The organism is Paraburkholderia sp. HP33-1, assembly GCF_021390595.1.
Taxonomy (GTDB): domain Bacteria; phylum Pseudomonadota; class Gammaproteobacteria; order Burkholderiales; family Burkholderiaceae; genus Paraburkholderia.
Window position 1 is genome coordinate 959,247 of the sequence record NZ_JAJEJR010000003.1, and the last position, 22,376, is coordinate 981,622.

A 22,376-nucleotide genomic window follows, 5' to 3' on the forward strand; every position below is an offset into this window, starting at 1 on the left:
TGGCGCATTGAATATGCGCGACGGCGGCGATATGCTTCGCCGCTGAACGGACACACGTCAACAAACTCACGTTACGGGATGAAGGGCAACGCAATGCGACTGCGACGTATCACGGCACGGCGCTCACCGGTGCACGGCAAGGGGCTGTTCGCATTGCGGCCGCTTGCCGCCGGTGAGCGACTGATCGAATACAAGGGTGACGTCACCACCTGGCGTCGTGCAGCCGCCCGCCAGCAATCGGTGGCCGGACATACCTTCGTGTTCGGCCTGAGCAGCGGACGCGTGATCGATGGCAGCCGCGGCGGGAACAGTGCGCGTTTCCTCAACCATGCCTGCATGCCAAACTGCGAAGCGATCGAGGTCGGCGACCGTGTGTTCATTCACGCGCTCGTCGCTATTGCTGCGGGCGAGGAGTTGTTCATCGACTACGGCCTTGCCGTCGACAGCGAGGTTACAGAAGAAGTGCGTGTCCAGTACTCATGTCGTTGTGGCGCTTCGGCGTGCAGGCAATCGATGCCAGGCGCGGGTCAGTCATAGCGACTGTGGCCTTTCCGCTTCCTTGGCAGGCTGCTCCGATCCCCGGCTCGTCATACGCGCTCATCTGGCGTCGCGCTGCGGCTGCTCCGGGGAGCGCCAACGAATGCCGATTGTCGGACTGACAGCCACTGAACGTGCCGTAGGAGCTTCAACGGCAGGTACCGGAGGCGCTTCAGCCATTGGCACCGGCTTTCGGGTGACAAAATTTCGGCCATTGTTGTTGACATTCGATCCTCGTCGATCGTGAGGCCGCTTCAGGTCGCTCTTCTGCCATTCGGATCTCTGTAGCTGCGAATCTCGTGCTCGCCGTCCGTGGATGCGTACTCTTGACCCGGAACCGGTATTCAACGCAGCACGCCCCGCGTCGACCGGTTCCAACGGCAATGCGGTCGTACTCCTGCGCTCGGTCGCCTCTGTTCTGACGTGCCTGTGACCTGTTCGTCCGTAGATTGACCTGCGCGACTCTGCTGCTGTTTCCGCAAAACGACATGGACAGTTGCAAGATAAAAGTAGAACATCCCACTCAACCATAGACTTGCGTCGAACACCCTGCGTCCACACGCTCGTATCGAAGGCCTCTGAGAAGTACCGTCCTTGGACATTTGGTCGTACACGCGAACGTAAAGATCGACAATATCTTTGAGAGGTAGGCCGGATTGATTCGGATTTATTTCTTTACGTTGTGTAGGGCTGTTTGCTTGTGCGAGGCCCACGTCAGAACGACCGAACGATGCGCCGAGTGAGCGCCCCCTCCGTGCGCGCTCACTGCCTCACGGCAGTAACACTGGAATCCGGTCATCTCTAAAAATGATGCACCGCTTGCGCGTGCCTGGCGGCGTTGGTCAATGCAAGGGGCGCACAAGGTTGTGCGCCCCCTACTATCAGCCGTGGTAGTAGCCGTCGACCACGGAGTTTTGCAGCACGCCGTCGACATACACGCCAACGGGGTCGCCGTCGGCGGAGGTAAGTATCGAACCACCCGACACGCCCGGGAGTTTCATTCGGCCACCTTGAATCTCGGCCATCTTTTCGTGATCGAGCTCTACGAATTTGTCGAGATCGTGGATGTTCAACGTGTTCATGGTGTATCTCCTTGAACAGGAAGATTGCAGGGGTGTCAAGCGGCCGGTCGCACGCGGTACACCATGCAGGTGTTATGCCATCCGGGCTTGGTCCGCACGGAGGCCGTCGCAGCGTGAAGCACGACGACGCGAGTTGGGCTGCGCCCAGCATGCGGGCGCGCGGTGTCGGCAAGCAACTGACAGGTGGTCGCCCGTGCTGCCTTACGTCTCCGGCCATCGGTTGTGGTGACTGTGCTGTAGCTTGCTTTGGCGTGGCGGTCGTGCCTGAGCCGCTGCCCGCTGCTGGGCAAATCCATGAAGCCCCTCATGCGAGCCGCATTGAATACAACCGCGAAAGGAATTTTCCTCGCCGCTGCGGAACAACTGAACTTGCGAGCGATGCATTTGCCGGGCGTGCGGCACAGTTCGAGCGTGTCTCGACCTACCGGCTGCGCTGCATCTGAGGCTCGCACATGGCCGACGGTAACCTGAATCCGCGCCTTATCCGGGAAAACCTAGGCTATGCGTCGCTCGCGAACATACCCTCTATCTTCACTCGGTTGATAATCAACGGCATCCGCCAAAAGGAAAGTCATTGTCTCAATTGGCGAACGTGGGCAAAACCGGCCTCGCTGCGGGAGGTCGGGGCGCTGCACGCGTGAGACCGCACTCATGCTCCGTCCGGAAAAGAAATCAGCCCTAATAGCCGTTCACCATCGGTGGTTATCAACGGGAAGTGAATGACCATTCACGCGAATGGCGAAAGAGTCTTGTCGACCCGATGCGGTCCTACGCGGCCGCGTAGAGGCGAGGGCTGTTTGCAGGGCATGCGGCCATTCAATCTGTTGAGGCAGCGGGCAAGTGATAGGTCATTTCAGATGATTGCTGCGCGACCCATAGAACGGTCACGTCTGTTATCGGGCGTCGTGGCGTTGACTCTGTCTCGATACAGAGAAGCAATGTCATGACGCACGCCGTCAGTCCTTAGCGCGACTTGCCTTGTCAAACGCGACAGCAATGCTTGCACCGGAGCGAACGAGCGTCGCAAGCACCCCGATTGGCACCGGACGTAAGATGACCGACGCGGGCACCGCGTTCAACCAGGACACTGGTTGACGAATTCCGACTTTTACATCACGGGCCGACTCGGACATCGGCGCATACGGCAGCACACCGACTTCGTCAGGCGACGCAGCGCAATTCAGCATCGCCATCGCACTTCCCGCCAATCGCACGCGGTTCCACATTGCGATCCTCCATCGGCCGTATCTGCGATTCGTCGGCCTCGAGAACTGCTCATCGCACCGCCCACCGGTCGCCGGTGTTGTTACCTAAGCTCGCGCTGTCATTCCACACTGGAGCTACACATGATCGCAGCCAGCTTGAGGGCGGTAACGAGAATCTATGGTGAGGGAGCTGCTGCGGTCGTGGCAGTGGCCAACGGGTCATTCGACATCGCCGACAGCCGCTTTACCGTGCTATCCGGCCCGTCGGGCAGCGGCAAGACAACCTTGCTGAATCTGCTAGGCGGCCTCGATCGCGTCACTAGCGGCGATCTGACCGTAGCAGGTGAATCCATTAAAGCGATGACCGATGACCGCCTTGCGGATTTCAGGGCGCGTCATATCGGCTTTGTCTTCCAGTCGTTCAATCTGCTCCCCGTGCTCAGCGCATACGAGAACGTCGAGTACCCGCTGGTGCTGCTGGGCGCATCCAGGGCGGAGCGTCGCAAACGTTCCCTCGACCTGCTCAACGCAGTGGGTCTCGTCGATAAAGCCCACCGTCTGCCGGGCGAACTATCGGGCGGCCAGCAGCAACGCGTCGCGATTGCCCGCGCGCTAGTCACGGGTCCGTCCCTGGTGCTGGCCGACGAACCGACCGCGAATCTGGACAGCGCAAGCGGCACAGCCATCATCAAGCTCATGCGAGACATGCAACTCGAGCGCCAGACTTCATTCGTGTTTTCTTCACACGATCCGCAGGTGCTCGCGTGCGCGGATGACGTCGTGGTGATCCGCGACGGCCGCGTCGTCGAAATCCGTCGCGCCGAAACAGTCGAAGGACAACCATCATGAAAACCCTCCTCCTCGCTTTCCGCAACCTGCTACGCAACCGGCGCCGTTCTTCGACCACGATGCTGGCCATGGTCAGCGGCCTCGCCGCGGTACTCCTGTTCGGCGGCTACACAACGGACATCAATTACGGACTGCAAAGCAACTACGTCAGGCAGAGCGGCCATCTGCAATTGCAGCACAGCAATTACTTTCTGTACGGCAGTGGCGACCCCGTGTCTTACGGCATCGACAACTATGAACATGTCATCGACGTACTGCGCGGTGATCCGCAGCTGGCATCGCTGGTGACAGTCATTACCCCGGTCCTGTCCATTAACGGCATTGCCGGCAATTTTTCCGCCGGTGTATCGCGCACCGTGTTCGGTGTCGGCATGGTCGTCGCCGATCAGAATCGCATGCGGACGTGGAATGATTACGGGTTTCCCGACCGCCCCCGCCAGTTGAAGCTAACGGACAGCGGCCCCGACGCCGCGGTGATTGGTACAGGGGTGGCGCGCGTACTGCGCCTGTGCGACAAACTCGACGTGCCCCACTGCACCGGACAGGATGCGCAAGCCCCCGTCCAGGTGAAAACGGTCGCCGCCGCGCCGCCCGACATTGCCGCGCTATCAGCCAATGAAACCGCAGCCAAGCCTAAAACACCCAGTGCCCACATCGAGTTGCTGGCATCGAATGCCTATGGCGCACCCAATATCGCTGAATTGAATGTCGTCCAGGCGCAGCGTCAGGGCGTGAAAGAAGTCGACGACATGTTCGTGCAACTGCATCTTCCCCAAGCGCAGCGGCTGGTCTACGGCGGTGGGCAATCCAAAGTGACGGCAATCGAGTTGCAGCTTCATCACACGGATCAGTTGCCGCAAGCGCGAGCACGCCTGAACGCGTTGCTCTCATCGTCGTTGCAAGGTGAGCCCCTCGAAGTTCTGGATTTCGCCACGCTCAACGCGCAATACGGCCAGATTACCGGCATGTTCGGCGCGGTCTTCGGCTTCATTGCCGTGCTGATCGCGACCGTCGTCATGTTCACTGTCAGCAATACGATGAATATGGCGGTCATGGAGCGAACCAATGAAATCGGCACATTGCGCGCAATCGGCGTGCGGCGCGCTGGAATCCGCCGGATGTTCGTCTACGAGGGCTTTCTGCTTGGCGTCTGCGGTGCTGCCGTTGGTGTCTTGTGTGCCCTTGGGGCCGGTGCTCTTATCAATCACGCCGGCCTGCATTGGGTACCGCCTGGCCAGACTGAACCCGTGGCGTTGACAGTACGCGTATGGGGGGAGATCGCCATGATCGCGCGTTACGCGGTTGGTGTGGTGCTGGTAGCAACATTCTCGGCATGGTGGCCTGCTCGCCGGGCAGCCCGTATGCCCATCGTCGATTCGCTGCGCTTCGCCTGATACATCGGACACCACCATGAAGCTCACATCGCTCATTACGCGTGCCGGCGCACTGCTGATGGCATCGACCGCCGTCTGCGCCGCGCCTTCAGCGCAACAACTGCTGATGGACAGTGACGCCATCCGCAATCCCGACAAGCCGTTCAGCCTGACCACAACCCTCATCGAGTTTCGTCAGGGGCAGCAAACGGCGACCGACGTGTTGACCGTGTATTCGAAAGCCGATCCGGCCGACGGCCAGTTCAGGAGTCTCGTCCAGTTCCAGAGTCCCGCTCGCGACACGAACAAGCTGTTGCTCAAGAACGGCAACGACCTCTGGTTCTACGACCCGTCGAGCCAGGCAAGTGTGCGCCTGTCACCGCAACAGCGCCTGTTGGGACAAGCGTCCAATGGTGACGTCGTGACCGTGAACTGGGCGAAAGACTACGACGCGAGGCTGAGCGGCGAGGAAGATATCGCCGACGGCGACCGTCAGACCCGGCACTGCTACAAACTGGACCTGACTGCGCGTACGCCGGACGTGACCTATCACGCCATCGAACTCTGGATCGACAGCGCGAGCAAATGGCCGATCAAGGCCCGCTTCATGTCGGAGAGCGGCAACTTACTGAAAACCACGTATTTCCGTCGATTCCAGACGGCACTCGGCATGACGCGGCCGACTGAAATGATCATCATCGACGGCCTCGATCCCGCCTGGGTCACCGTCATGCGTTATGGCGACTACGCGTGGCGCGATATACCCGATGCGTGGCTGCAACGTGCGTACCTTTCGCGTTTCAAATCGCAGTAAGAGTGCGCCTTTTGATCGCGATCGCGTTAGGGTGTCTGTCTGCGGCGAGCCCGGCCATGGCGTCGGGCGACGCAGACGCACTAATGCTTGCCGATTCGGCGACCGCCACGCCGGTCAGTCACAGCGATTGGCAGGCGGCATTCGAATTCGCCGCAGGCAACTATTCGTCGGTAAGCCAGACCAACAACGTACAGCTCAACGACAACGCCCGTGTTTCTGCAAGCGTCGATTACAACGGCAAACTGGCGAGCGATTGGCAAGCTGTGTTGTCCAATCGCGTGGATGCCGGTTGGCGCAGCGCTTCAGGGCAATACAACATCGTCAACACGTTGAAACAGGCCTATCTGAGTTGGCAACCCAGCCAGGCGATGATTGTCGATGCTGGCCGTATCAACCTGCGCGAAGGCGTCGCCACGGGTTTCAATCCAACAGACTTTTTCAAAACCAATGCGATACGTTCCGTCGTGTCTATCGACCCCGCCAGCCTCCGAGAGAACCGCCAGGGCAGTGTGATGCTGCGTAGCCAACTGCTATGGGCCGGCGGTTCGATGTCCGCGCTCGTCTCACCGCCGCTCCAGAACAACCCGAGCGATGCGCCTTTCAATCCAGATTTCGGCGCGACGAACCAGAACTTCCGGTACATGCTCAGTGGGACCCAGCGTCTATTCGGCGAGTTCGCGCCTCAATGGCTGCTTTACGGCGGTGCTGGAATCGCGCCGCAAATCGGCGTCAACCTGACCACGCTGCTCGGCGATTCGACCGTCGGATTTGTCGAATACTCTGGAGGGCGCAGCAATGAGCTCGCGTACCCTTCGCAGCCGGCGAGCTTCCATTCGAAACTGGCAACCGGACTCACGCACACCTTCCCCAACAAGCTTTCCGTAACCCTCGAATACGATTACGACGGCATTAGCGCGGATCGCGCAACCTGGGACGCGCTGGCCGGTGATCCAGAGCGCTACTGGCAATATCGCAACACAGCGGCAAGCACCCAGGAATTGACGACCCGGCAGTCGCTCTTCCTCTATGCAAGCTGGCAAGATGCGTTCGTGCGCCATCTCGATCTCTCCGCCATGGCGCGCTTCGACCTGGTGGATCATAGCTACTTCACATGGCTCGAAACGCGCTACCATTGGCCGCGCACCGATCTCGCGCTGCAATGGCAGACCAACCACGGGGCATCGTACAGTAACTACGGTGCGCAAACGCAATCGCAAATCGTGCAAGCACTGATGACCTTCTACTACTGAGCTATGCAAATCAGATTAGCTACATCGATGGGATTTGGAACGAGCCGAAAGGGCCGAGCCGCTTTCCTGACTAGCTACGTGCTGCTGAATTGCCTTATCGCGGTGAATTTTTGGGCCGGCAGTCGTAAAGCACCGCTTATTTCGTATCTGATAATTTCGAACGCTATCGGATTCACCGCGCTCTTTCTCAACGAACTGGTAAGTCGGCTCGCCAACGGCAGACTCGGCATGCTTAAACAGATATTGTTCATCGCGCCCGTTAGCGTCGTGGTCGGCGTGGAACTCGCTGGGATGACGGACACACATGTGCCACCGCTTCTCGAACATACCAGTATGGCGACGTGGCTCGAGTTCGCGCCATCCTTTCTGATGACGGCGCTTCTCTGCGCCTTCACCTCGGTGCTCGTCCGCGCTTCCCACATGCGTGCCGCGCTCGAAAGCCAGCGCAGGGAGGCGGCTGAATCAAAGCAATCGGAAACTGCCGCGCGTCTCGCGCTGCTCCAGGCGCAGATAGAGCCGCATTTTCTTTTCAACACGCTGGCGAATGTTCAGAGCCTGATCGAGTGCGACTCGGCACGCGCGTCGACCATGCTCGACAGTCTCAACCGCTATTTGCGCGCACGTCTCGGGCGCACGCGCAAGCCCGTGTCGCGCCTCAACGAGGAACTCGAACTCGTTGAGGCTCTGCTCAGCATTGCTTGCATGCGACTCGAGAAGCGGTTGCGATATACCATTTCTGTCCCGGAAGCGCTTCACGAGATAGCGCTCCCGCCGTTACTTCTGCAGCCGCTCGTCGAAAACGCCGTGATTCACGGCATCGAGCCTGCCATTCACGGCGGTGAGATTATTATCACCGGCCATCAGGAACAAGGGGTTTTAAGGTTGAGCGTGGTCGATACAGGGGGGGTCTCGGCAACAGCACCAGACTGCATGGTGGCGTTGGGCTGGCGAACGTACGTACTCGCCTTCAAAGCCTTTACGGCGAGACTGCATCGTTATCCGTCTACTCGAATGCGTCGCGTGGCGTGACCGCGATGCTGCTTATTCCAATGCCTTGATATGCCAACTGCCCTGATCGCCGACGATGAACCGAACCTGTCCGCCGAACTCGCTTCGCGTCTGGCGCACTTCTGGCCAGAGCTACAGATCGTCGCGATATCGGATAACGGCGTGGACGCGTTAGCTGAGTTGAATGCCAAACAACCGGATTTTGCTTTTCTCGACATCCGGATGCCCGGTGTCGACGGACTCCAGATAGCGCGATTGCTTTCGAACACACGAGCGGTATTCGTCACCGCTTACGACGAGTACGCGGTACAAGCTTTTGAAACTTCGGCCGTCGACTATCTTCTGAAGCCGCTGAACGACGAGCGGCTCCTCCGCTGCATTGCGAAATTGCAACGCGGCAACCGGCTTGCCCCAGATCTCACCAACACAGCGTCCATCGTTTCGGCCAATGACGCCGCGCCGATAAAATGGCTGACGGTAGGGCTGAAAGATGCGACCCATCTGGTGTCGATCGACGACGTCCTGTACTTCAAGGCGACCGACAAGTACACGGAAGTCGTGACCCGCGAGCGTAGACACATTATCCGGACGTCACTCAAAGATCTGGTGCCCCGTCTCGACGCCGACAGTTTTGCGCAAGTGCATCGAAGCGCCATCGTGGCGTATGCGGCAATTGACCGGGTTGAACGCGATCTGCTCGGCCGGTTCCGTATTCATTTGGTTGGCTGTGCGGATCTCTTGCCGGTCAGTCGCGCTTGCGTTGGCCTCTTCAAGCAAATGTGAGCGCCAACGCCAACGCATTGGAGATAGCGTTTCGCCGTCGCAAGTGGTCCGTCGGAAAGGGCTGACGCACGGGGCCAGTAGTCGCTGGACACAACACAAGGCTACGTCTTGTAGGTTAGGCATTGGGCGACCCGATTCTGGTCCGTGCGGGCCTGCGTCTATTCCCAACGCGGCGCGCGAACACCGCGCGCGAGTTCGTAGCGCGAGCGCTGGACAGCTTTTCCATCGTGCTAGGGTCGGCGTTGCTGGCCGCCGTCAGGGCGTCGCCGAAATCGGATGCGCGGCTCATGCCCGCCGAAAGTTCTTCGAGTTGGACGCCAACCACAGCAGTCAGGTTGCGCGGCACGCCCTTCCATTCTTCTCAGTGCTTTGCCACATCGAGCGTGACGCAGCAGAATTGAATGCGGACGAGCGACAGGGGCGTTTCACGATCAGCATTAGTCGCCTTTCGGCTGAACCACCCAATACCAGCCGTTCACGAGTTGAGGAGCCAACAGCAGCTTCGCTGGGCGTCACGTGTCGAACGACCGCAACGGGTCGAGACCGTCTGGAAACGCAAAAGTACTCGGTTTTCGGGTGTCGCTTTACCCTTCCAAACCCACTGCCAAGCCGATACAGCGCGATCTGAAGGGTCGCCTTTCTCGAACCTCACGTTTAGCCTGCGTTTTCACACGACCTGGGTCGGAGGCGGTCCCTCATCCGCGACATGCCATCGGCCAACGCCCCCCACTGATAGCCGTAGACTCGCATCCTCCTGGTGCCTCGAAGGCACACTGGGGGTTCGTAGCGGATACTGCCGGGATGTCAATCCCGGCAGTAAGATCAAAAACGCTACAAGATTGCGTCAACTGGTGGGCAGCGGAACAAAATTATGCAAATATTCTTTCAAAAATTTGTTTCTGCCGGTCGCCGGAGACCGATCCAAGCGAACAATGTTGGGGAACAAAATTGTGTAGACCTACGCTCTCCGTTGGTTTGCAGAAATTTGTTCCCGCTCTTTGCAGAATTTTGTACCTGGCGTTTCCGCCTAGGTGGCACTGCGGTCGTATCCCGCCGGCAGTTGAGCCGGAAATTTGAATGTCTTGAAGCGCTCGCCCTGGCTGTACGGAAGCGCGAACTCGAACGCGCTGAGGCAGCGTTCCGCATCCGCGGCTGTAGCGAACAGGTAGAACTTATACCATCGCCCTTCCCACGGATACTCAAGCGTCTCAGTTGTTTTGTAACTGGGAGGTGTTGGTCCTAGCTTCTTCCACGCAGCTTCGACCGCCTGGAATAAAAATTTTGCAGTGCCTTCGCTGTTACACGAGACACCGACAACCCGGTCACCGTCGTCGGCAAACTTGATTGAGTTGAACGGCACTTGATTATGAATCAGCAGTTCCCTTGTTCGAACGACGTCTCGCGCGGCGAGCCGCCGCTCCTCTTCATACGGATCGTTCCTCTTTGTGTGCAAATTGGCGCCGCTCGCACCAAACGTGCCCAGAGCGGCTGGTGTATGGAGATCGAAAATGGTATCCGGGTCGACGAATGCGAGGTCGATGATGACCGCACCAAAGACACTAAGAAACTCCGTGCCCCTGGTCGAATAAACGGTGCGCTGAGTCGTCGTCGTCGAGACGAAGCGTTTTTTCCAGCCTCGCGTGTGACTCAGGAGTTGCTGTTCCAACGTCAATTGGGTACGAATTTTGACGTCGTGCCTTTCGGCATTCTTTTCCAGGCTTGGTCGCTTATCCACGATTTCGTTTGGTTGCGCCTCGTTCCCGCTCTCAGGCGGCGTCAATGCTTCACTTGCTGCAAGGCGCCTGGCGTCGCTTTGGTTGAGGCCTCGGATTACGTACCGCCGTACATAACGCACGGTGCCTCGATGGTTGTAACGAATGTAGTGTTGACCTGGAAATCCGCGCCTCGTACACACCGCGTTGAGTGCACCGGGCGGCTGCAGCGCTGGATTCGGCGCTTCGAACCGGCCATCGCCGATATAAACGTAGCCGATGCAAGTCGCGGCAGGCTGCAAGCCGATTTTCGCTCTCACCTCCATGACGAGGTCTTGGGCCGTCGGCGTGGCCGGCTCGAACGAGATTTCGAGAACCGGCAGCGGTTCGGGCTTGCCCCAAATCTTTAGTGGCGGTTTGTTGACGCTACGCTGCAGATTGATCCAGTCACGGAGCTTGGTCTGCACGGTCGAGACCGGCGTCGTACCGATCTCGAGATGAGCCGACTCATAAGCTATCAACGCCGTCGTGGTGGATCCACCTTTCTTCGCCAGCGCCGCGACTAGCACCTTAGACGCCACTGTCGCATCGTTTTTTCGGGTGGTTTTTCGATTTCCGAAGAAGCTTGCGGCGTAAGTACTGAGCGTTTTCGGCTCGTCGGTCAGTCCGGTTGCCTCGACGTATAGATATTTTTCTCTCATGGCGCTTTTCCCTCGATTCAGATCGGTCCTGTCTCTACTGCGCACCCTCCGGCAACAACCCCAACGCCCCCGCCAACGCCCTGCCATTCTCCCCGGCCATCAACTCCATCAGCAACTCAGGCAGCGGTTTCCCGCCCCAATCCACTGCCCGCTTGAGCATATAAGGCACGGGACTGTGCGGCTCATAGCGCATCAAGTACTCCGCAATAACGGCAAGCATTCGATACGCCTCGCCGCGCGACTGCGGCACACCAGGCGGCGCGGTTGCACGTATTTCCTGTGCGGCGTCGGCGGACGCGGACGCCACCTGAATCGGCGCGACTTCAACCATCGCATCTTCCTTCCAGTTGTGATGCATCGTGAGCCACGTCCGCAAGAGCCCGTCCATCGTGCCGAGCGTGCTCTTCGTCCGCGCGAATCCCGGTGCTTCGGCACCGAGCGCCTCGTCGCACCACGTGTTGAGTTTCTCGACGGCCGCCCGAGCGGCGCCAATCGCCTGGAGCTGGTCCAATAGAGCGGCCGGCGAAGCCGCCTGTACGGCCTTGATCAGTTCCGCCATCGCGCGCGCGGATTCCTCGCGCTTGGCGGCCGGAACATCCTTGCGATCCTTAAGAGCAACGGTTTCGCGCTGGGCACGCTCCCAGCGCGCCAGCGTCAATGTGGAGCCGTTCGGCCCCGCACATAGACCGATGCGTCCCTCGAGCAGGGCCGGATAGTTCCGCTCGACCCACTCCAGCGGCGCAGTCCGATAGGAAAAATCGCCATCACGCGGTAATGGGTGCAGCGTCTCCCAATAACGGGCACACAATTCGTAGACCAAATCAAAACAAACCGGCAGCGCCGTGCAGCCATGCCGAAGCAGCCAGCTTTCGCCCAGCCACGCGGCGAGCATCAGGTCCTTGCTGCGTTCGATCAGCAGCGTGCGACATCCCATTTCGACTGCGGCCCAGTCCGCGACCTTTAGCTCGCTTTGCCAGACTCCGAGCGGCAATGTCGAGTCATCCTCGCGGCGGGCCTCCTTGATCGCCGCGACGGCGGGATCGTGAAGCAGCGAAACGCCCGCGGGCAGGTCGCTCGATATCGGCTGGAGCAGTGCTTCAATGTCGAATATCGGATTCATTCGCGCCCCGTCTGCGCCGTTGTCTCATTGGCCGGTCGTCGCCTGTAACTCGTGGTTCGAGGCACGTAGGTGCCGGGCGTACCGAGCCCCGGCGCCGAATACGGCAGATCCGGATACAGGAGCGCGGTCTTCGATGCCCCGGCCATGTCCACCCGCATGAACATGCGCGCAGTCTGAGTGGCGCCTTTGCGGTCGCGCACAGGAACGCTCAGAAGCATGCGTGCGATGCCTTCCGCACCCTCTCCCGGCACTGCGTGCAGGCGGATCAGTCGCAGGAGTGCCCACGGGTCGTTCGCCGCCCAGGTGGCGTCTTCGCCTTCGATCGAAAGCGTCGGCTGCGCGGCGTCCTGCATCGGTCGCCAGGGGCTGTCCTTCGCCCAGCGCAAACCGAGGGCAACGGGTTGCCCCGGCGCCCAGCGCAGCGGCGTGCCGCCCACGGCAGGCCACGTGAGCATCTGAGTGCCGCTCGCGAGTGACCACTGGATCACCTGATCGGCGCCCGCTTCATCGGCGCGGTCGATGCGCCACTCGACCGTCACGTCGACGCCCAAGGGGGCGCCGTCCGCTCCTCGCGCTGCAAGCGCATCGAGCCACGGCTTCGCGAGCGCCAGTTCCGCCAGAAACTGCTGCGCGTCAGAGTGCGCAGCGCCGCTTGCGGCCGCCGCGCTCATGCCACGTTGCGCATCAGCGAGTCTCGCGTCCAGTAGCGCAACGAAGGCCGTTGTCTGCCGAAGGTCGGCCGCTGGTGCGTTCGCATCGGCGGCAAACGGGAAGCGCCCGGCCAGGTCGCGCGCGAACGCGGCACGCAGTTGATCGTATGCGCCCAGCCCCGTGCCGATCTGCAGCCGGTAGCAGCGCTCGCGCGCCGAGGAAATGAGCCGCGTGCCCGCGCTCGCGACGATATCGTTCGTGTCGGGAACGTCGGCCTGGGCGAGTGACGCACTGCAGATGTCGAGGTCCATTTTGTCGAGCTGATTGGCGATCAGGGACGGCACCGCCACCAGCGCGCTCGCGGGGCTCTTCGCGCGGTACTGCGCGAGGTCGGCGAAGAGCGCCTTCCAGCGCGCAACGAGCCGGGCGTCCGCGGGGGCGAGCGGCGGGTTTTGCGTGACGAGCCAGTCGAGTGCGCTCGATGCGCCGCCTGCCGTGTCGGCCACCGCCCCTGCCTGCGCGGCGAGATAAGTTTGGAGTGCTTCAGGTGTTGCGGCAGCGAATGCCCGCTGCGATCCGCCAGGGCTGCCGTTCCAGGCCGAGAAATCACCGCGGGGCGGCCGGAACGGTTCGAGCGATTGCAACTGGGCATCGGTCGAGCGCAGGACGTCGAGCGCGTTATCGCTCACGCGCAGTACCACCGCCTGCGCAAGATCCGGACGGCCGAGTGAATCGAACGCTTCGACGAGGTCGAGCGCGTTCTTGCGCAGTGTGTCGAAGGACGGGTGCTGCGCCTGCGTCGCGAACGCGACGTTTTCGGGCGCGCCGTGCCCAGGAGGCGCCGACAGCGCCATGATCATGCTGTGCACGGTCGAATTGCCGGCCGCTGCCAGCAATGCGCCGCGCCATGTTTCAGGCGCTTGCGCGAGCGGCCCCGCGACGTACTGCCGGTATGTCGCGAGCACCGTCAGCGCGCGCTGTGCCGAAGCGGTATCGACGCCCCGGATCTCGGAGGCCCCGCTCGATTCGCCGGACACGAACGGCTGATCGAGCAGTGTGCGCAGCGCGTCGCGCAATGGCAGCAGATCGGCGGCAAGCCGCAGGCCGCTCGCAGGATTGGAGCTGAGCACGCCGGGCAGGTTGCCGCTCGCGAGCCAGCGTTCGGCAAAGGCGCGCTGCCTGGCCTGCTCATGTTTGATTACGGCATCCACGGGCGTTGCGCCGATCAGATGCAGGTGCTTTGCGGTATCCAAGGTCGCAGTGAGCCCGGGTACGAGTTCCTGTCCGTGGGCTCCGGCCCAGCCGTGATCGGCCGTTTCGACCTGGTTCGCGAGCGTGTCGATACGCGTGGCCAGATCTGCGAGCACGTCGGTCGTGGGCGATGCGCCCGGCGTCTTCAGATCGGTCAGTGTGGTCTGGATCCGCGCGGCGTTGTCCGTGAGCGACGAGTCGAGATAGATGTCGTCGAACCAGTGGTCGAACGCACTTTCGAAGCACACGCTCGCACGCGCTTGCGCGGCGAGCACGTTCGGGCCGTCCCACGGCAGCGTGCCCGATTCGGCACCGATCTCGCGCACGGCCTCGTCAAGCCCTGCCCGGTCGACGATGTGATCGGGCGGCAGGTTCACGCCGACAGCGCCGCGCATGAGCTGCGCGAGCATCACCGCGTTGCCGCCTCCCGGCTCGGCGAGTTCGTTATAGCTTGCGATGAGGCGCTCAAGCTGTGTCGCGTTTGTCACGAGCTGCGTGCCGGACACGTACTCCGGCAGATCCTGGGGCCGTGGCGCCGCGTCTGCCGCGTTCGTACTCGTGGCTCCATTCGCGGCCTCGTTCGCGGATGGGTCGGCGGCATCCGCGCAGCCCAGTTCGGCTAGACGGCTGACGAGCCGTTCGTGCAGCGGTTCGAACACGAGCCCGCTCAGCACGTGGTACTGGGCCTGTTCGAGTCGATCGTGGAGGCCGAACCAGGAAAGCGGCATGAACGGCGTCGAGAGCTGCCAGCGCGGCACGTGGGTCAAGGCGTCGGCCACGCTGCCGAGCGCGTGGGCCGCCGCCGTATCGCCGCCGCGCGAATCGCGCCACGCGACGCTCGCCATCGTTAGCGTGTCGTAGCTGGTCGCGAGCGCGCGCGCATCGCTGCGCACGCGCCACGTCGCCACGCCGAGCCCCACGCACCAGCAGAAAGCGATCGCGATCGCACTATATGTAATCACGCGATGCCGCCGCGTACGCATTGCCAGCACGCGTGGAATCGCTACGGCAAGTCCCTGCCCTGGCATCAGCAGGTCGTGCCATAGGCGCGCGGCGAATGCCGGCGCGGCGAATGCCGGCGCGGCGGCGCGTGGCGCTTCAAGCAACGGCCCGCCACCGGTATCGACGACGTCGGATGCATCCGCGCGCGGCACTTCGCCGATACACCAGATGCCGCGGAACAACGGCGCGGTGCCGTCAGCGGCGCCGCGCAATGCCGGGTCGATGTATTCGCGTAGCGGCTCGCGCAATCCGTCGAGCCGTCGCGGCAACAGGAACACATCGCCGCTCAGTGAACCGTCCAGTGTGCCGAGTTCGGTGATGGTCGACGCGAGCGCGCTGCACATGCCAGCAAACGCCTCGTCGACCCACGCAGTCTCGAAGCTACGCCGCAGCGCATAAGGCGAAGTCCAGCCGAGCGGCATCTCGATCCGGTCACGCCGCAGTCGCGCGGCGAGCGTGTCGAAGCCCGGCAGCGCGTCGCACCCGCTCACGACGACATAGATCGGCAGCATCTGGCCGAATTGACGCTGGAGCGTCAGCAGCGTGCGTGAGGCCTCGATCGCGGCTTGGGTATCGGTGCGCATCTCACCGCTTTCGTCGAATAGCGTGTCGTAGGCGATCACCCAGAGCAGCGCATCAAGTGGCCGCCCAGGGCGACTGCGCAGCACTGAGCGCACGAGGCGGCGCCAGGCACCGCGCTGACGCTCGGCGTTGCCCCCGAGCGCGTCGCCCGGCTCGGCGATCAGGATGCCTTCTGCGTCATACCAGACACGCCCAAACCAGCCGGACTCGCCGGCCGATGCGAGGCGCCAGCTGTGCGCGAGCGCATCGAGCGTGGCGGGCGTGCCGGTGGCGAGGACCCGCGGCACCGAGTACGCGTCATTCACACCCATGGCCGCTTGCGCCGCGCGGATGACTGCGGCGAAACTGCGTTGCGGCCGCCGGTCGTCGCGCGCGCGAAGCCAGCGCCACAACAACACTAGCAGCAGGCTCGCGATCAGCAGCGCGATGAGGACGATCAACACCACGAGGAGCCGGTCGGTCATGGCCGTGCCCCGGGTTGCGAACCTGGGTTATCCGCGGCCGGCGCACCCGATTGCGCGTGTGATGGCGATGCCTGGACGCGAGGCACGGTCACTACGCCTTCCCGCACGGACCGTACCCCCGCGAGCGACACCGCTTCGAACTGGTCGAGCGCTGTGCGCACGGGCGCCGTCGCGAAGAGCCACAAGAGATGCGAAATGCCGACCATCACCGCGCAGCCGCCCCCGAGCAAGAGCCCGAGGCGCATGCGGTCAGGGAACGTCTGCGTGAGCGGACGCGTTTCGCGCGGCGCCAGTGCGGAGAGTTCTAGCGGCGCGCCGATCCGGTCGGGTTCGGGATCGCGCTGCACGGAGAACGCGAACAGCGCGTGACGCAATTGGTCGTGGCGCAGCGCGCCGGATTCGCCGCGCAACAGTCCCTTGAAGCCAAGTGTGAGGCAGGCGAGGTAGACATTCGCGAGGTCGCGTTGCGCCGGATCGCGCTGCGCGAGCAATGTTTCGATGGCGTCGGGCAAGCGCTCACCCGCTGCGCGCGTGCCGAAGATGCGCGCCTCGAGCGGCTGCGTTTCCCACGCGCTCGCGCCGGGCCAATCGGTAAACAACAGCCGCTCGTCGAGTAGCGCGACGTATGCGTACTGCGCGGCCGCAATGTCCGCTTCGCCCGCCGCCCCGGTCCACGCCATCGCGTCACGCGCGAGCTTGCGCGTGGCGGCCTGAAGTTGCGTGGCGAGCGCATCGGCTGTGCTGTGCGGATCGGCCGCTGGTTTCCCAGCGGGTTGCACGTCGGTGTGCGCGTCAGTCTCGCTCGCGGTCGGCATGGTGTAGCGTCCGCGCGCCTGCTCCGCGTACGCGAAAGCCGTGACGAAGGCGTGCATGAGCGGCAAACGCTCCTCGCTCTTGTCACCGGCGTCAAGCATGCGCAGCCCGCCGCTGGCGACCGTTCCTGGGTTCCTCGCCGGTCGGCGTGAATAGCTGCACGGCCCAGGGCGCGTGCCCGGGCGTCGCTGCCCGGCCTCCGATGCAGAACGGTTGCTCCCGATCGAACCACGCGTCTTCCATCGCGACGGCGAAGAGCACCGTATCGTTGCCCGTCGCGTAGGTCGCGCGTTCCTCGCGCGCGAGGCGCCGCCGCGACAGACCGCGCATGCGCTGGCGCGCAAGCGTCGGTACGTGCGCGCGCGATGCCACGACGGCCTGGTCGAGCCACTGGCTCGCGTCGTGCTCGCTGGCGTCGGGGGGCATGCGCAGGCCGATCACCAGTTCGCGCGCCGTGCCATCGCCAGTGTCAAACGGCGGGTCGATCCAGAAGCCGCCCTCTTCTTCGTTGAATGCGCGGACGCGATAACCTTGCCGTATCGTCGCCAATGCTTCGTTGAGCCAGTTGAGCAGCGGATCGAACGAAGCGAGCAGTTCCATGTAATCGAACGCCGGGAAGGCCGGCACGCCGCGCGCGGGTTGCAGCGCCGCGAGCGCGCCGCTCATGCCAGCCAGCACACGGTGCAGCTCGACCGGATGCGAGACGCCCGAGGCAAGCGTCGCTTCGACCTCCGGCAACCGGCTCCAGAGCGCGCAGAGCTGCCGCTCGATCTGCGCGACGTCGTCGAGTTCTTCCGCGCGCTGGGCCGCCTGAAGACGTCCAGCCAGAAAAACGCATTTTTCGCGGATCTGCATCAAGAGACGCATCACGCGTTGCCCGAGCAATGAATCGGGCTGCACGAACGGGCACGGCGCGGCAAATTCCGTGATGGCCACGCCGCCGCCCTGTTGTTTGACACGCAGGAGCGGTAAGCGGTCGAACTCGTGGCGCCCGAGATCCGTCATCAGATGCAAACGTGGCGACCAAGTCGTGATCGAAGCCGGCTCGCCGCCCGAGACCAGATCCGGCACATCGGCGCTTTCGGCCTGCCGGTAGCGTCCTGCCTGCGGGTCGATCTGTCCGCCGCGATAGAGCGGCGCAACCGCGAGATAGATCGTGACGGCTTCGTCCGGCTCGCTGAAGGCGCGAGTCACGTCCACCTCCAGAATCGGATCGTGCGGCGTATGGCGAATCACGAGGCCGTCGGCCAGGATCGCTTCCAGCGCGCTGATGCGCACGAGCCCCTGGGCCAATCCGGCCGCGTCGTGCTCAAGCGTCAGCACGCCCCAAAAATGCGGGCGCGCGGCACCGGCCAGCCATGCGGCATGGCCGGCCGCGTGCAGCGCCTGGGTCTGGAAATGCTGCGGCAGCAAGGGCATGCCGTCGAACCAGCAGACTGCGTCGGGAAATGGGATGCGCATGGCGGAGTCTGAGTCCCCTCGAAGTGCCCTGCTTCAGCGTGCGGCCTGCACGCTCAGGTCCTGATCGCCCAGTTGCAGCAACGCTTTAGGTGGACCCGTGTCCAGCCTCACGCGATGTGCGCCCAGCGTTTGATAGTTTGCGAAAACCACGACGCCGGCGCCGCGTTTGCCGCCAAAAGCGAATGGCGCCGACGGAATCTGCTGGCCTGGCACGACCTCGTAGGACACGACGGTGAAGTCATCCGGATGATCGCGCCGCCACTGATCACGTTGCGAGAACCACTTCGCGGAAGGCAGGTTGAGCAGCGCCTCAAGCAGTTGCGGATTGTGCACGAGCACGACATCTATTGCTAAGGGCGTGTCGATATTGGCCTGGTCCGATACGGAGATCGCAAGCGTGTCCACCTGCACCTTCGGCAGCGCCGAGGAACAGGCGGCCAGGCCCAGCACTGCGAGTCCGGCAAGACACCAGCCGCGTAAAGCGCCGCATGGCGTCACGCGTGTGCCCGCCCCCCGGACCGCCGATGTGCCGACCGATAACCTGGTGATCACTACGCCAACCCCATTGTGTGTGCGTCGTCTCTGGTCTGCCATGATCGCAGACGTTATGTGAATCGTCTCGCTCCGATTCGTATTTCTAATCGTTACGCATTCTTTTTCGTACTCGCAAATTCGCGCGTCGCCTAGTCTACAAGCGCAAATGGCATTAGCGCAACAACGACTATTACGCCGTGGTTATTCGGCGAATCACTAAGGCAATGTGAAAGGAATCCAAATGATCATAGAAATTATTAAAGCCGTGTGAAGGTAATCCAATTCGATGCGCGATAAATATCGTTTGAATTTTCCTGTTTCCTGGCATAAAGTCCTCACGGTCGATCTGCGAGTCAAGTGCGGCAATGACACGGGGCCTCTGTCATCGCGCCAACCATGAACGCGGCAATTCCCCCTTCGCCAGGCACGCGCGGGGCGTGCTGTATCGCATCCGACAAACGCACTGCCTCATTTCGCTATCCAACGCAATAAAAAAACGAACGTTTTGGAGGTGAGCATGGCCGACAGTACCCAGCACTGGTTCGAACGAAACAGACCGCCGCGTGTGCAGATCACGTACGACGTCGAGACGGGAAATGCCATTGAAAAGCGTGAGTTGCCGCTTGTTGTCGGCATTCTTGCCGATCTTTCCGGAAAGCCCGTTGAGCCGCTGCCGAAAATGACGGAGCGGCGTTTTGTCGATATCGACCGCGATAACTTCAACGACGTCATGAGGTCGGTCGCGCCGCGTCTCGCATTGCAGGTCGACAATACGCTCGCCGCCGACGGCAGCAAGATGAATGTCGAGCTCAACTTCGCGAACATCGACGACTTCGATCCCGTCAACATCGTCCAGCAAATCGCGCCGCTCAAGCAGCTATATGATGCGCGCCTGCGTTTGCGAGACCTCCTCACCAAGCTCGACGGCAACGACGAACTCGACCAACTGCTGCAGGAAGTCGTGAACGACCCGAAGGGCTTGAGCGAAATCCGCGCGGCCCATCCGCAGGATGCCGCGCCGGCACAACTGCCGTCGCCCGGCGCCGCGCCGGAATCGCCCGGCGAAACGCCGTCTGCCTGAGCTGTCACGCGAGGAGAAAAACATGTCTGATATACAGGCCGCCCCGCAGGCGGCACAGGTCACGCTGCTCGATCGCATCGTGCACGATGGCCACATGGCGCAATACGAAGAACAGCAGCAGCATGCGCGCGAACTGCTCGCCGAGTTCGCGCTGCAGGTGCTCGACAAGAACATGACCATCAGCCGCGACACGGTGGCGATGATCAATCACCATATCAGCAAGATCGACGAGCTGATCAGCGAGCAGCTCAACGAGGTTCTGCATCACCCCGACATGCAGGCGCTCGAATCGACGTGGCGCGGTCTGCATTTCCTCGTCAAGGGATCCGAAACGAGTTCGCGCCTGAAGCTGCGGCTGTTGAACGCCTCGAAGCAGGATCTGCAGAACGACCTCGAGAAGGCGATCGACGTCGACACGAGCGCGCTCTTCAAGAAGGTCTATGAAGAGGAATACGGTACGTTCGGCGGCCATCCGTTTAGCGTGCTCGTCGGCGATTACTACTTCACGCGCCAGACCCCGGACATCAGCCTGCTCGAAAAGCTCGCGTCGGTTGCGGCGGCCGCGCATGCGCCGTTCATTTCGGCCGCGCATCCGCAGCTCTTCGACATGACGAGTTTCACGGAACTCGGCGTGCCGCGCGATCTCTCGAAGATCTTCGAAACGATCGACATGCATCGCTGGCGCGCATTCCGCAAGAGCGAGGATTCGCGCTACGTCGCGCTCGTGCTGCCGCACGTCCTCATGCGCCGCCCGTACCATCCGGACAGCAATCCGGTCGAAGGCATGAACTTCTTCGAGGACGTGGACGGCACGGACCACTCGAAGTACCTGTGGGGCAACGCCGCCTATACGCTCGCGCAGCGCATCACCAACGCGTTTGCGCAATACAGCTGGTGCGCTGCGATTCGCGGCGTGGAAGGCGGCGGCGCCGTCGAGCGGCTACCCGATCACATCTTCCAGACGGCCTCGGGCGACAAGGCCATGAAATGCCCGACCGAGGTGGCCATTACCGACCGCCGCGAAAAGGAACTCGACGCGCTCGGCTTCATCGCGCTCGTGCACAAGAAGAATGAAGGCCTTGCGGTGTTCTTCGGCGGCCAGACGGCGAACCAGCCGGTCGCGTACAACACGGCGGAAGCGACCGCGAACGCGCGCATTTCGGCGATGTTGCCGTATATCCTCGCGGCTTCGCGCTTTGCGCACTACATCAAGGCCATCATGCGCGACAAGGTGGGCAGCTTCATGACGCGCGATAACGTGCGCAGCTACCTGAACACGTGGATTGCCGACTACGTGCTCGTCAACGATAACGCGCCGCAAGAAATCAAGGCGCAGTATCCGCTGCGAGAGGCGCGCGTCGACGTGACCGAAGTGCCCGGCAAACCAGGCGCGTATCGCGCGACGGTGTTCCTGCGGCCGCACTTCCAGCTCGAGGAACTCACCGCGTCGATCCGGCTCGTCGCAACGCTGCCGCCGCCGGCGGCCGCATGATCGGCAAGTCGTCCGCAGGACATCGGCGCATAGTCGCCACCTCAATCCACTGAACGCGCGCGGAGCCGCCATCGCGGCCCGTGCGGTTCTCTCTGCTTCGGGAGCAGCACACCATGGATTCGATCGTTCTCGATCTCGGTGAAGACATCAAAGGCGAATGCGTACTGGAGGGCTACAAGGACAAGATCGAGTTGATGTCGTACAGCCACAATGTGGCCATGCAGGTGACCAACGACGTCAGCAATTCGGAGCGCACGTCGGGCAAGCCGCATGTCGGTGAGTTCACCGTTACGAAGTTCATCGACGTCTCCACGCCGACGCTCAACGAATACTGCTGCGGCGGCAAAGCCATCGCCACGGCGAAGGTCGTGGTGGGCCGCAACGCTGCGGAAAGCGACGGCAAGATCATGCCGTTCATCACCTATACCCTCGACAACGTGGTGCTGAGTAACGTCAGCGTTTCTGGCGGTGCGGGCGGCAAGCCCGTCGAAACACTTTCGCTGAACTTCACCAAGATCAAGTGGGAAATGACGGCACAGAAAGACGACGGGTCCAAGGAGGGTACGGCGGCATCGACGTGGGACATGGCCGCCAACAAGCTCGATAAGTAA

18 protein-coding genes and 2 pseudogenes are annotated in these 22,376 nt (G+C 62.0%); 12 read left to right on the forward strand and 8 right to left on the reverse strand.

The window, feature by feature from the left end; translation table 11 throughout:
• Window positions 1-93 precede the first annotated feature (93 nt).
• The gene (locus tag L0U81_RS31350) at window positions 94-537 is read left to right on the forward strand and encodes an SET domain-containing protein (protein ID WP_233810089.1); all 444 of its coding nucleotides are present in this window, start codon (window positions 94-96) and stop codon (window positions 535-537) included.
• A gap of 881 nt (window positions 538-1,418) precedes the next feature.
• Here L0U81_RS31350 and L0U81_RS31355 read toward each other — a convergent pair.
• A complete protein-coding gene (locus tag L0U81_RS31355) occupies window positions 1,419-1,619 on the reverse strand; it encodes a hypothetical protein (RefSeq protein WP_233809694.1) in 201 nt (66 codons plus the stop codon).
• 260 nt (window positions 1,620-1,879) lie between these two features.
• On the opposite strand from L0U81_RS31355, the gene L0U81_RS31360 reads away from it, so the two are divergent.
• Complete coding sequence (locus tag L0U81_RS31360) at window positions 1,880-2,062, forward strand: hypothetical protein (RefSeq protein WP_233809696.1); 183 nt, start codon at window positions 1,880-1,882, stop codon at window positions 2,060-2,062.
• A gap of 513 nt (window positions 2,063-2,575) precedes the next feature.
• Here the strand turns inward: L0U81_RS31360 and L0U81_RS31365 are convergent.
• Window positions 2,576-2,845 (reverse strand): hypothetical protein, encoded by a 270-nt coding sequence (locus L0U81_RS31365; RefSeq protein ID WP_233809698.1) that lies wholly within the window; start codon window positions 2,843-2,845, stop codon window positions 2,576-2,578.
• A 120-nt stretch (window positions 2,846-2,965) separates the two neighbouring features.
• On the opposite strand from L0U81_RS31365, the gene L0U81_RS31370 reads away from it, so the two are divergent.
• The 7 genes and pseudogenes from L0U81_RS31370 to L0U81_RS31400 all read left to right on the forward strand — a co-directional run.
• Window positions 2,966-3,673, forward strand: a complete 708-nt coding sequence (locus tag L0U81_RS31370; RefSeq protein ID WP_233809700.1) for an ABC transporter ATP-binding protein — start codon at window positions 2,966-2,968, stop codon at window positions 3,671-3,673.
• Window positions 3,670-5,067 carry an ABC transporter permease gene (locus L0U81_RS31375; protein ID WP_233809702.1) on the forward strand — a complete coding sequence of 466 codons (1,398 nt, stop codon included), beginning with the start codon at window positions 3,670-3,672 and terminating at the stop codon, window positions 5,065-5,067. Before L0U81_RS31370 ends, L0U81_RS31375 begins: the two co-directional genes overlap by 4 nt.
• A 16-nt stretch (window positions 5,068-5,083) precedes the next feature.
• Window positions 5,084-5,860: an outer membrane lipoprotein-sorting protein gene (locus L0U81_RS31380; protein ID WP_442793472.1), complete on the forward strand. Its 777-nt coding sequence runs from the start codon at window positions 5,084-5,086 to the stop codon at window positions 5,858-5,860.
• A gap of 83 nt (window positions 5,861-5,943) precedes the next feature.
• Complete coding sequence (locus L0U81_RS31385; protein WP_233809704.1) at window positions 5,944-7,110, forward strand: hypothetical protein; 1,167 nt, start codon at window positions 5,944-5,946, stop codon at window positions 7,108-7,110.
• 27 nt (window positions 7,111-7,137) lie between these two features.
• Window positions 7,138-8,168: pseudogene (locus tag L0U81_RS31390) on the forward strand (sensor histidine kinase).
• Between the two features lies 1 nt (window position 8,169).
• Window positions 8,170-8,901, forward strand: a complete 732-nt coding sequence (locus L0U81_RS31395; RefSeq protein ID WP_233809706.1) for a LytR/AlgR family response regulator transcription factor — start codon at window positions 8,170-8,172, stop codon at window positions 8,899-8,901.
• 259 nt (window positions 8,902-9,160) lie between these two features.
• Window positions 9,161-9,319 (forward strand): annotated as a pseudogene (locus L0U81_RS31400) (IS66 family transposase); the annotation flags it as partial.
• Window positions 9,320-9,928: 609 nt separating this feature from the next.
• On the opposite strand, the gene L0U81_RS31405 reads toward L0U81_RS31400, so the two are convergent.
• The 6 genes from L0U81_RS31405 to L0U81_RS31430 are packed head-to-tail and all read right to left on the reverse strand — an operon-like array spanning window position 9,929 to window position 19,108.
• On the reverse strand, window positions 9,929-11,314 hold the full coding sequence (locus L0U81_RS31405; protein ID WP_233809708.1) for a hypothetical protein: 1,386 nt from the start codon (window positions 11,312-11,314) through the stop codon (window positions 9,929-9,931).
• Between the two features lie 34 nt (window positions 11,315-11,348).
• Window positions 11,349-12,434: a type VI secretion system protein TssA gene (gene tssA / locus L0U81_RS31410; RefSeq protein ID WP_233809710.1), complete on the reverse strand. Its 1,086-nt coding sequence runs from the start codon at window positions 12,432-12,434 to the stop codon at window positions 11,349-11,351.
• Window positions 12,431-16,384, reverse strand: coding sequence for a type VI secretion system protein (locus tag L0U81_RS31415; protein ID WP_233809712.1), 3,954 nt, complete (start codon window positions 16,382-16,384; stop codon window positions 12,431-12,433). The genes tssA and L0U81_RS31415 overlap by 4 nt, the downstream gene beginning before the upstream one ends.
• The gene (locus L0U81_RS31420; RefSeq protein ID WP_233809714.1) at window positions 16,381-17,298 is read right to left on the reverse strand and encodes a DotU family type IV/VI secretion system protein; all 918 of its coding nucleotides are present in this window, start codon (window positions 17,296-17,298) and stop codon (window positions 16,381-16,383) included. Before L0U81_RS31420 ends, L0U81_RS31415 begins: the two co-directional genes overlap by 4 nt.
• Window positions 17,291-18,658, reverse strand: a complete 1,368-nt coding sequence (tssK, locus tag L0U81_RS31425) for a type VI secretion system baseplate subunit TssK (protein ID WP_233809716.1) — start codon at window positions 18,656-18,658, stop codon at window positions 17,291-17,293. Before tssK ends, L0U81_RS31420 begins: the two co-directional genes overlap by 8 nt.
• A 33-nt stretch (window positions 18,659-18,691) precedes the next feature.
• Window positions 18,692-19,108: a hypothetical protein gene (locus tag L0U81_RS31430; RefSeq protein WP_233809718.1), complete on the reverse strand. Its 417-nt coding sequence runs from the start codon at window positions 19,106-19,108 to the stop codon at window positions 18,692-18,694.
• 601 nt (window positions 19,109-19,709) lie between these two features.
• On the opposite strand from L0U81_RS31430, the gene tssB reads away from it, so the two are divergent.
• From tssB to L0U81_RS31445, 3 genes are all read left to right on the forward strand, one after another.
• A complete protein-coding gene (gene tssB / locus L0U81_RS31435) occupies window positions 19,710-20,273 on the forward strand; it encodes a type VI secretion system contractile sheath small subunit (protein ID WP_233809720.1) in 564 nt (187 codons plus the stop codon).
• A 22-nt stretch (window positions 20,274-20,295) separates the two neighbouring features.
• Window positions 20,296-21,765 carry a type VI secretion system contractile sheath large subunit gene (gene tssC, locus L0U81_RS31440; protein WP_233809722.1) on the forward strand — a complete coding sequence of 490 codons (1,470 nt, stop codon included), beginning with the start codon at window positions 20,296-20,298 and terminating at the stop codon, window positions 21,763-21,765.
• Window positions 21,766-21,878: 113 nt separating this feature from the next.
• Window positions 21,879-22,376 carry an Hcp family type VI secretion system effector gene (locus tag L0U81_RS31445; protein WP_233809724.1) on the forward strand — a complete coding sequence of 166 codons (498 nt, stop codon included), beginning with the start codon at window positions 21,879-21,881 and terminating at the stop codon, window positions 22,374-22,376.

Bases quoted from the DNA above. Each gene is read 5' to 3' on its own strand.
- L0U81_RS31445 (WP_233809724.1), top strand. From the start codon at position 21,879: ATGGATTCGATCGTTCTCGATCTCGGTGAAGACATCAAAGGCGAATGC.
- L0U81_RS31350 (WP_233810089.1), top strand. From the start codon at position 94: ATGCGACTGCGACGTATCACGGCACGGCGCTCACCGGTGCACGGCAAG.
- L0U81_RS31370 (WP_233809700.1), top strand. From the start codon at position 2,966: ATGATCGCAGCCAGCTTGAGGGCGGTAACGAGAATCTATGGTGAGGGA.
- L0U81_RS31415 (WP_233809712.1), bottom strand. From the start codon at position 16,384: ATGACCGACCGGCTCCTCGTGGTGTTGATCGTCCTCATCGCGCTGCTG.
- L0U81_RS31365 (WP_233809698.1), bottom strand. From the start codon at position 2,845: ATGTGGAACCGCGTGCGATTGGCGGGAAGTGCGATGGCGATGCTGAAT.
- tssB (WP_233809720.1), top strand. From the start codon at position 19,710: ATGGCCGACAGTACCCAGCACTGGTTCGAACGAAACAGACCGCCGCGT.
- L0U81_RS31375 (WP_233809702.1), top strand. From the start codon at position 3,670: ATGAAAACCCTCCTCCTCGCTTTCCGCAACCTGCTACGCAACCGGCGC.
- L0U81_RS31395 (WP_233809706.1), top strand. From the start codon at position 8,170: ATGCCAACTGCCCTGATCGCCGACGATGAACCGAACCTGTCCGCCGAA.
- L0U81_RS31385 (WP_233809704.1), top strand. From the start codon at position 5,944: ATGCTTGCCGATTCGGCGACCGCCACGCCGGTCAGTCACAGCGATTGG.
- tssK (WP_233809716.1), bottom strand. From the start codon at position 18,658: ATGCGCATCCCATTTCCCGACGCAGTCTGCTGGTTCGACGGCATGCCC.
- L0U81_RS31380 (WP_442793472.1), top strand. From the start codon at position 5,084: ATGAAGCTCACATCGCTCATTACGCGTGCCGGCGCACTGCTGATGGCA.
- L0U81_RS31355 (WP_233809694.1), bottom strand. From the start codon at position 1,619: ATGAACACGTTGAACATCCACGATCTCGACAAATTCGTAGAGCTCGAT.
- tssC (WP_233809722.1), top strand. From the start codon at position 20,296: ATGTCTGATATACAGGCCGCCCCGCAGGCGGCACAGGTCACGCTGCTC.
- L0U81_RS31405 (WP_233809708.1), bottom strand. From the start codon at position 11,314: ATGAGAGAAAAATATCTATACGTCGAGGCAACCGGACTGACCGACGAG.
- tssA (WP_233809710.1), bottom strand. From the start codon at position 12,434: ATGAATCCGATATTCGACATTGAAGCACTGCTCCAGCCGATATCGAGC.
- L0U81_RS31420 (WP_233809714.1), bottom strand. From the start codon at position 17,298: ATGCTTGACGCCGGTGACAAGAGCGAGGAGCGTTTGCCGCTCATGCAC.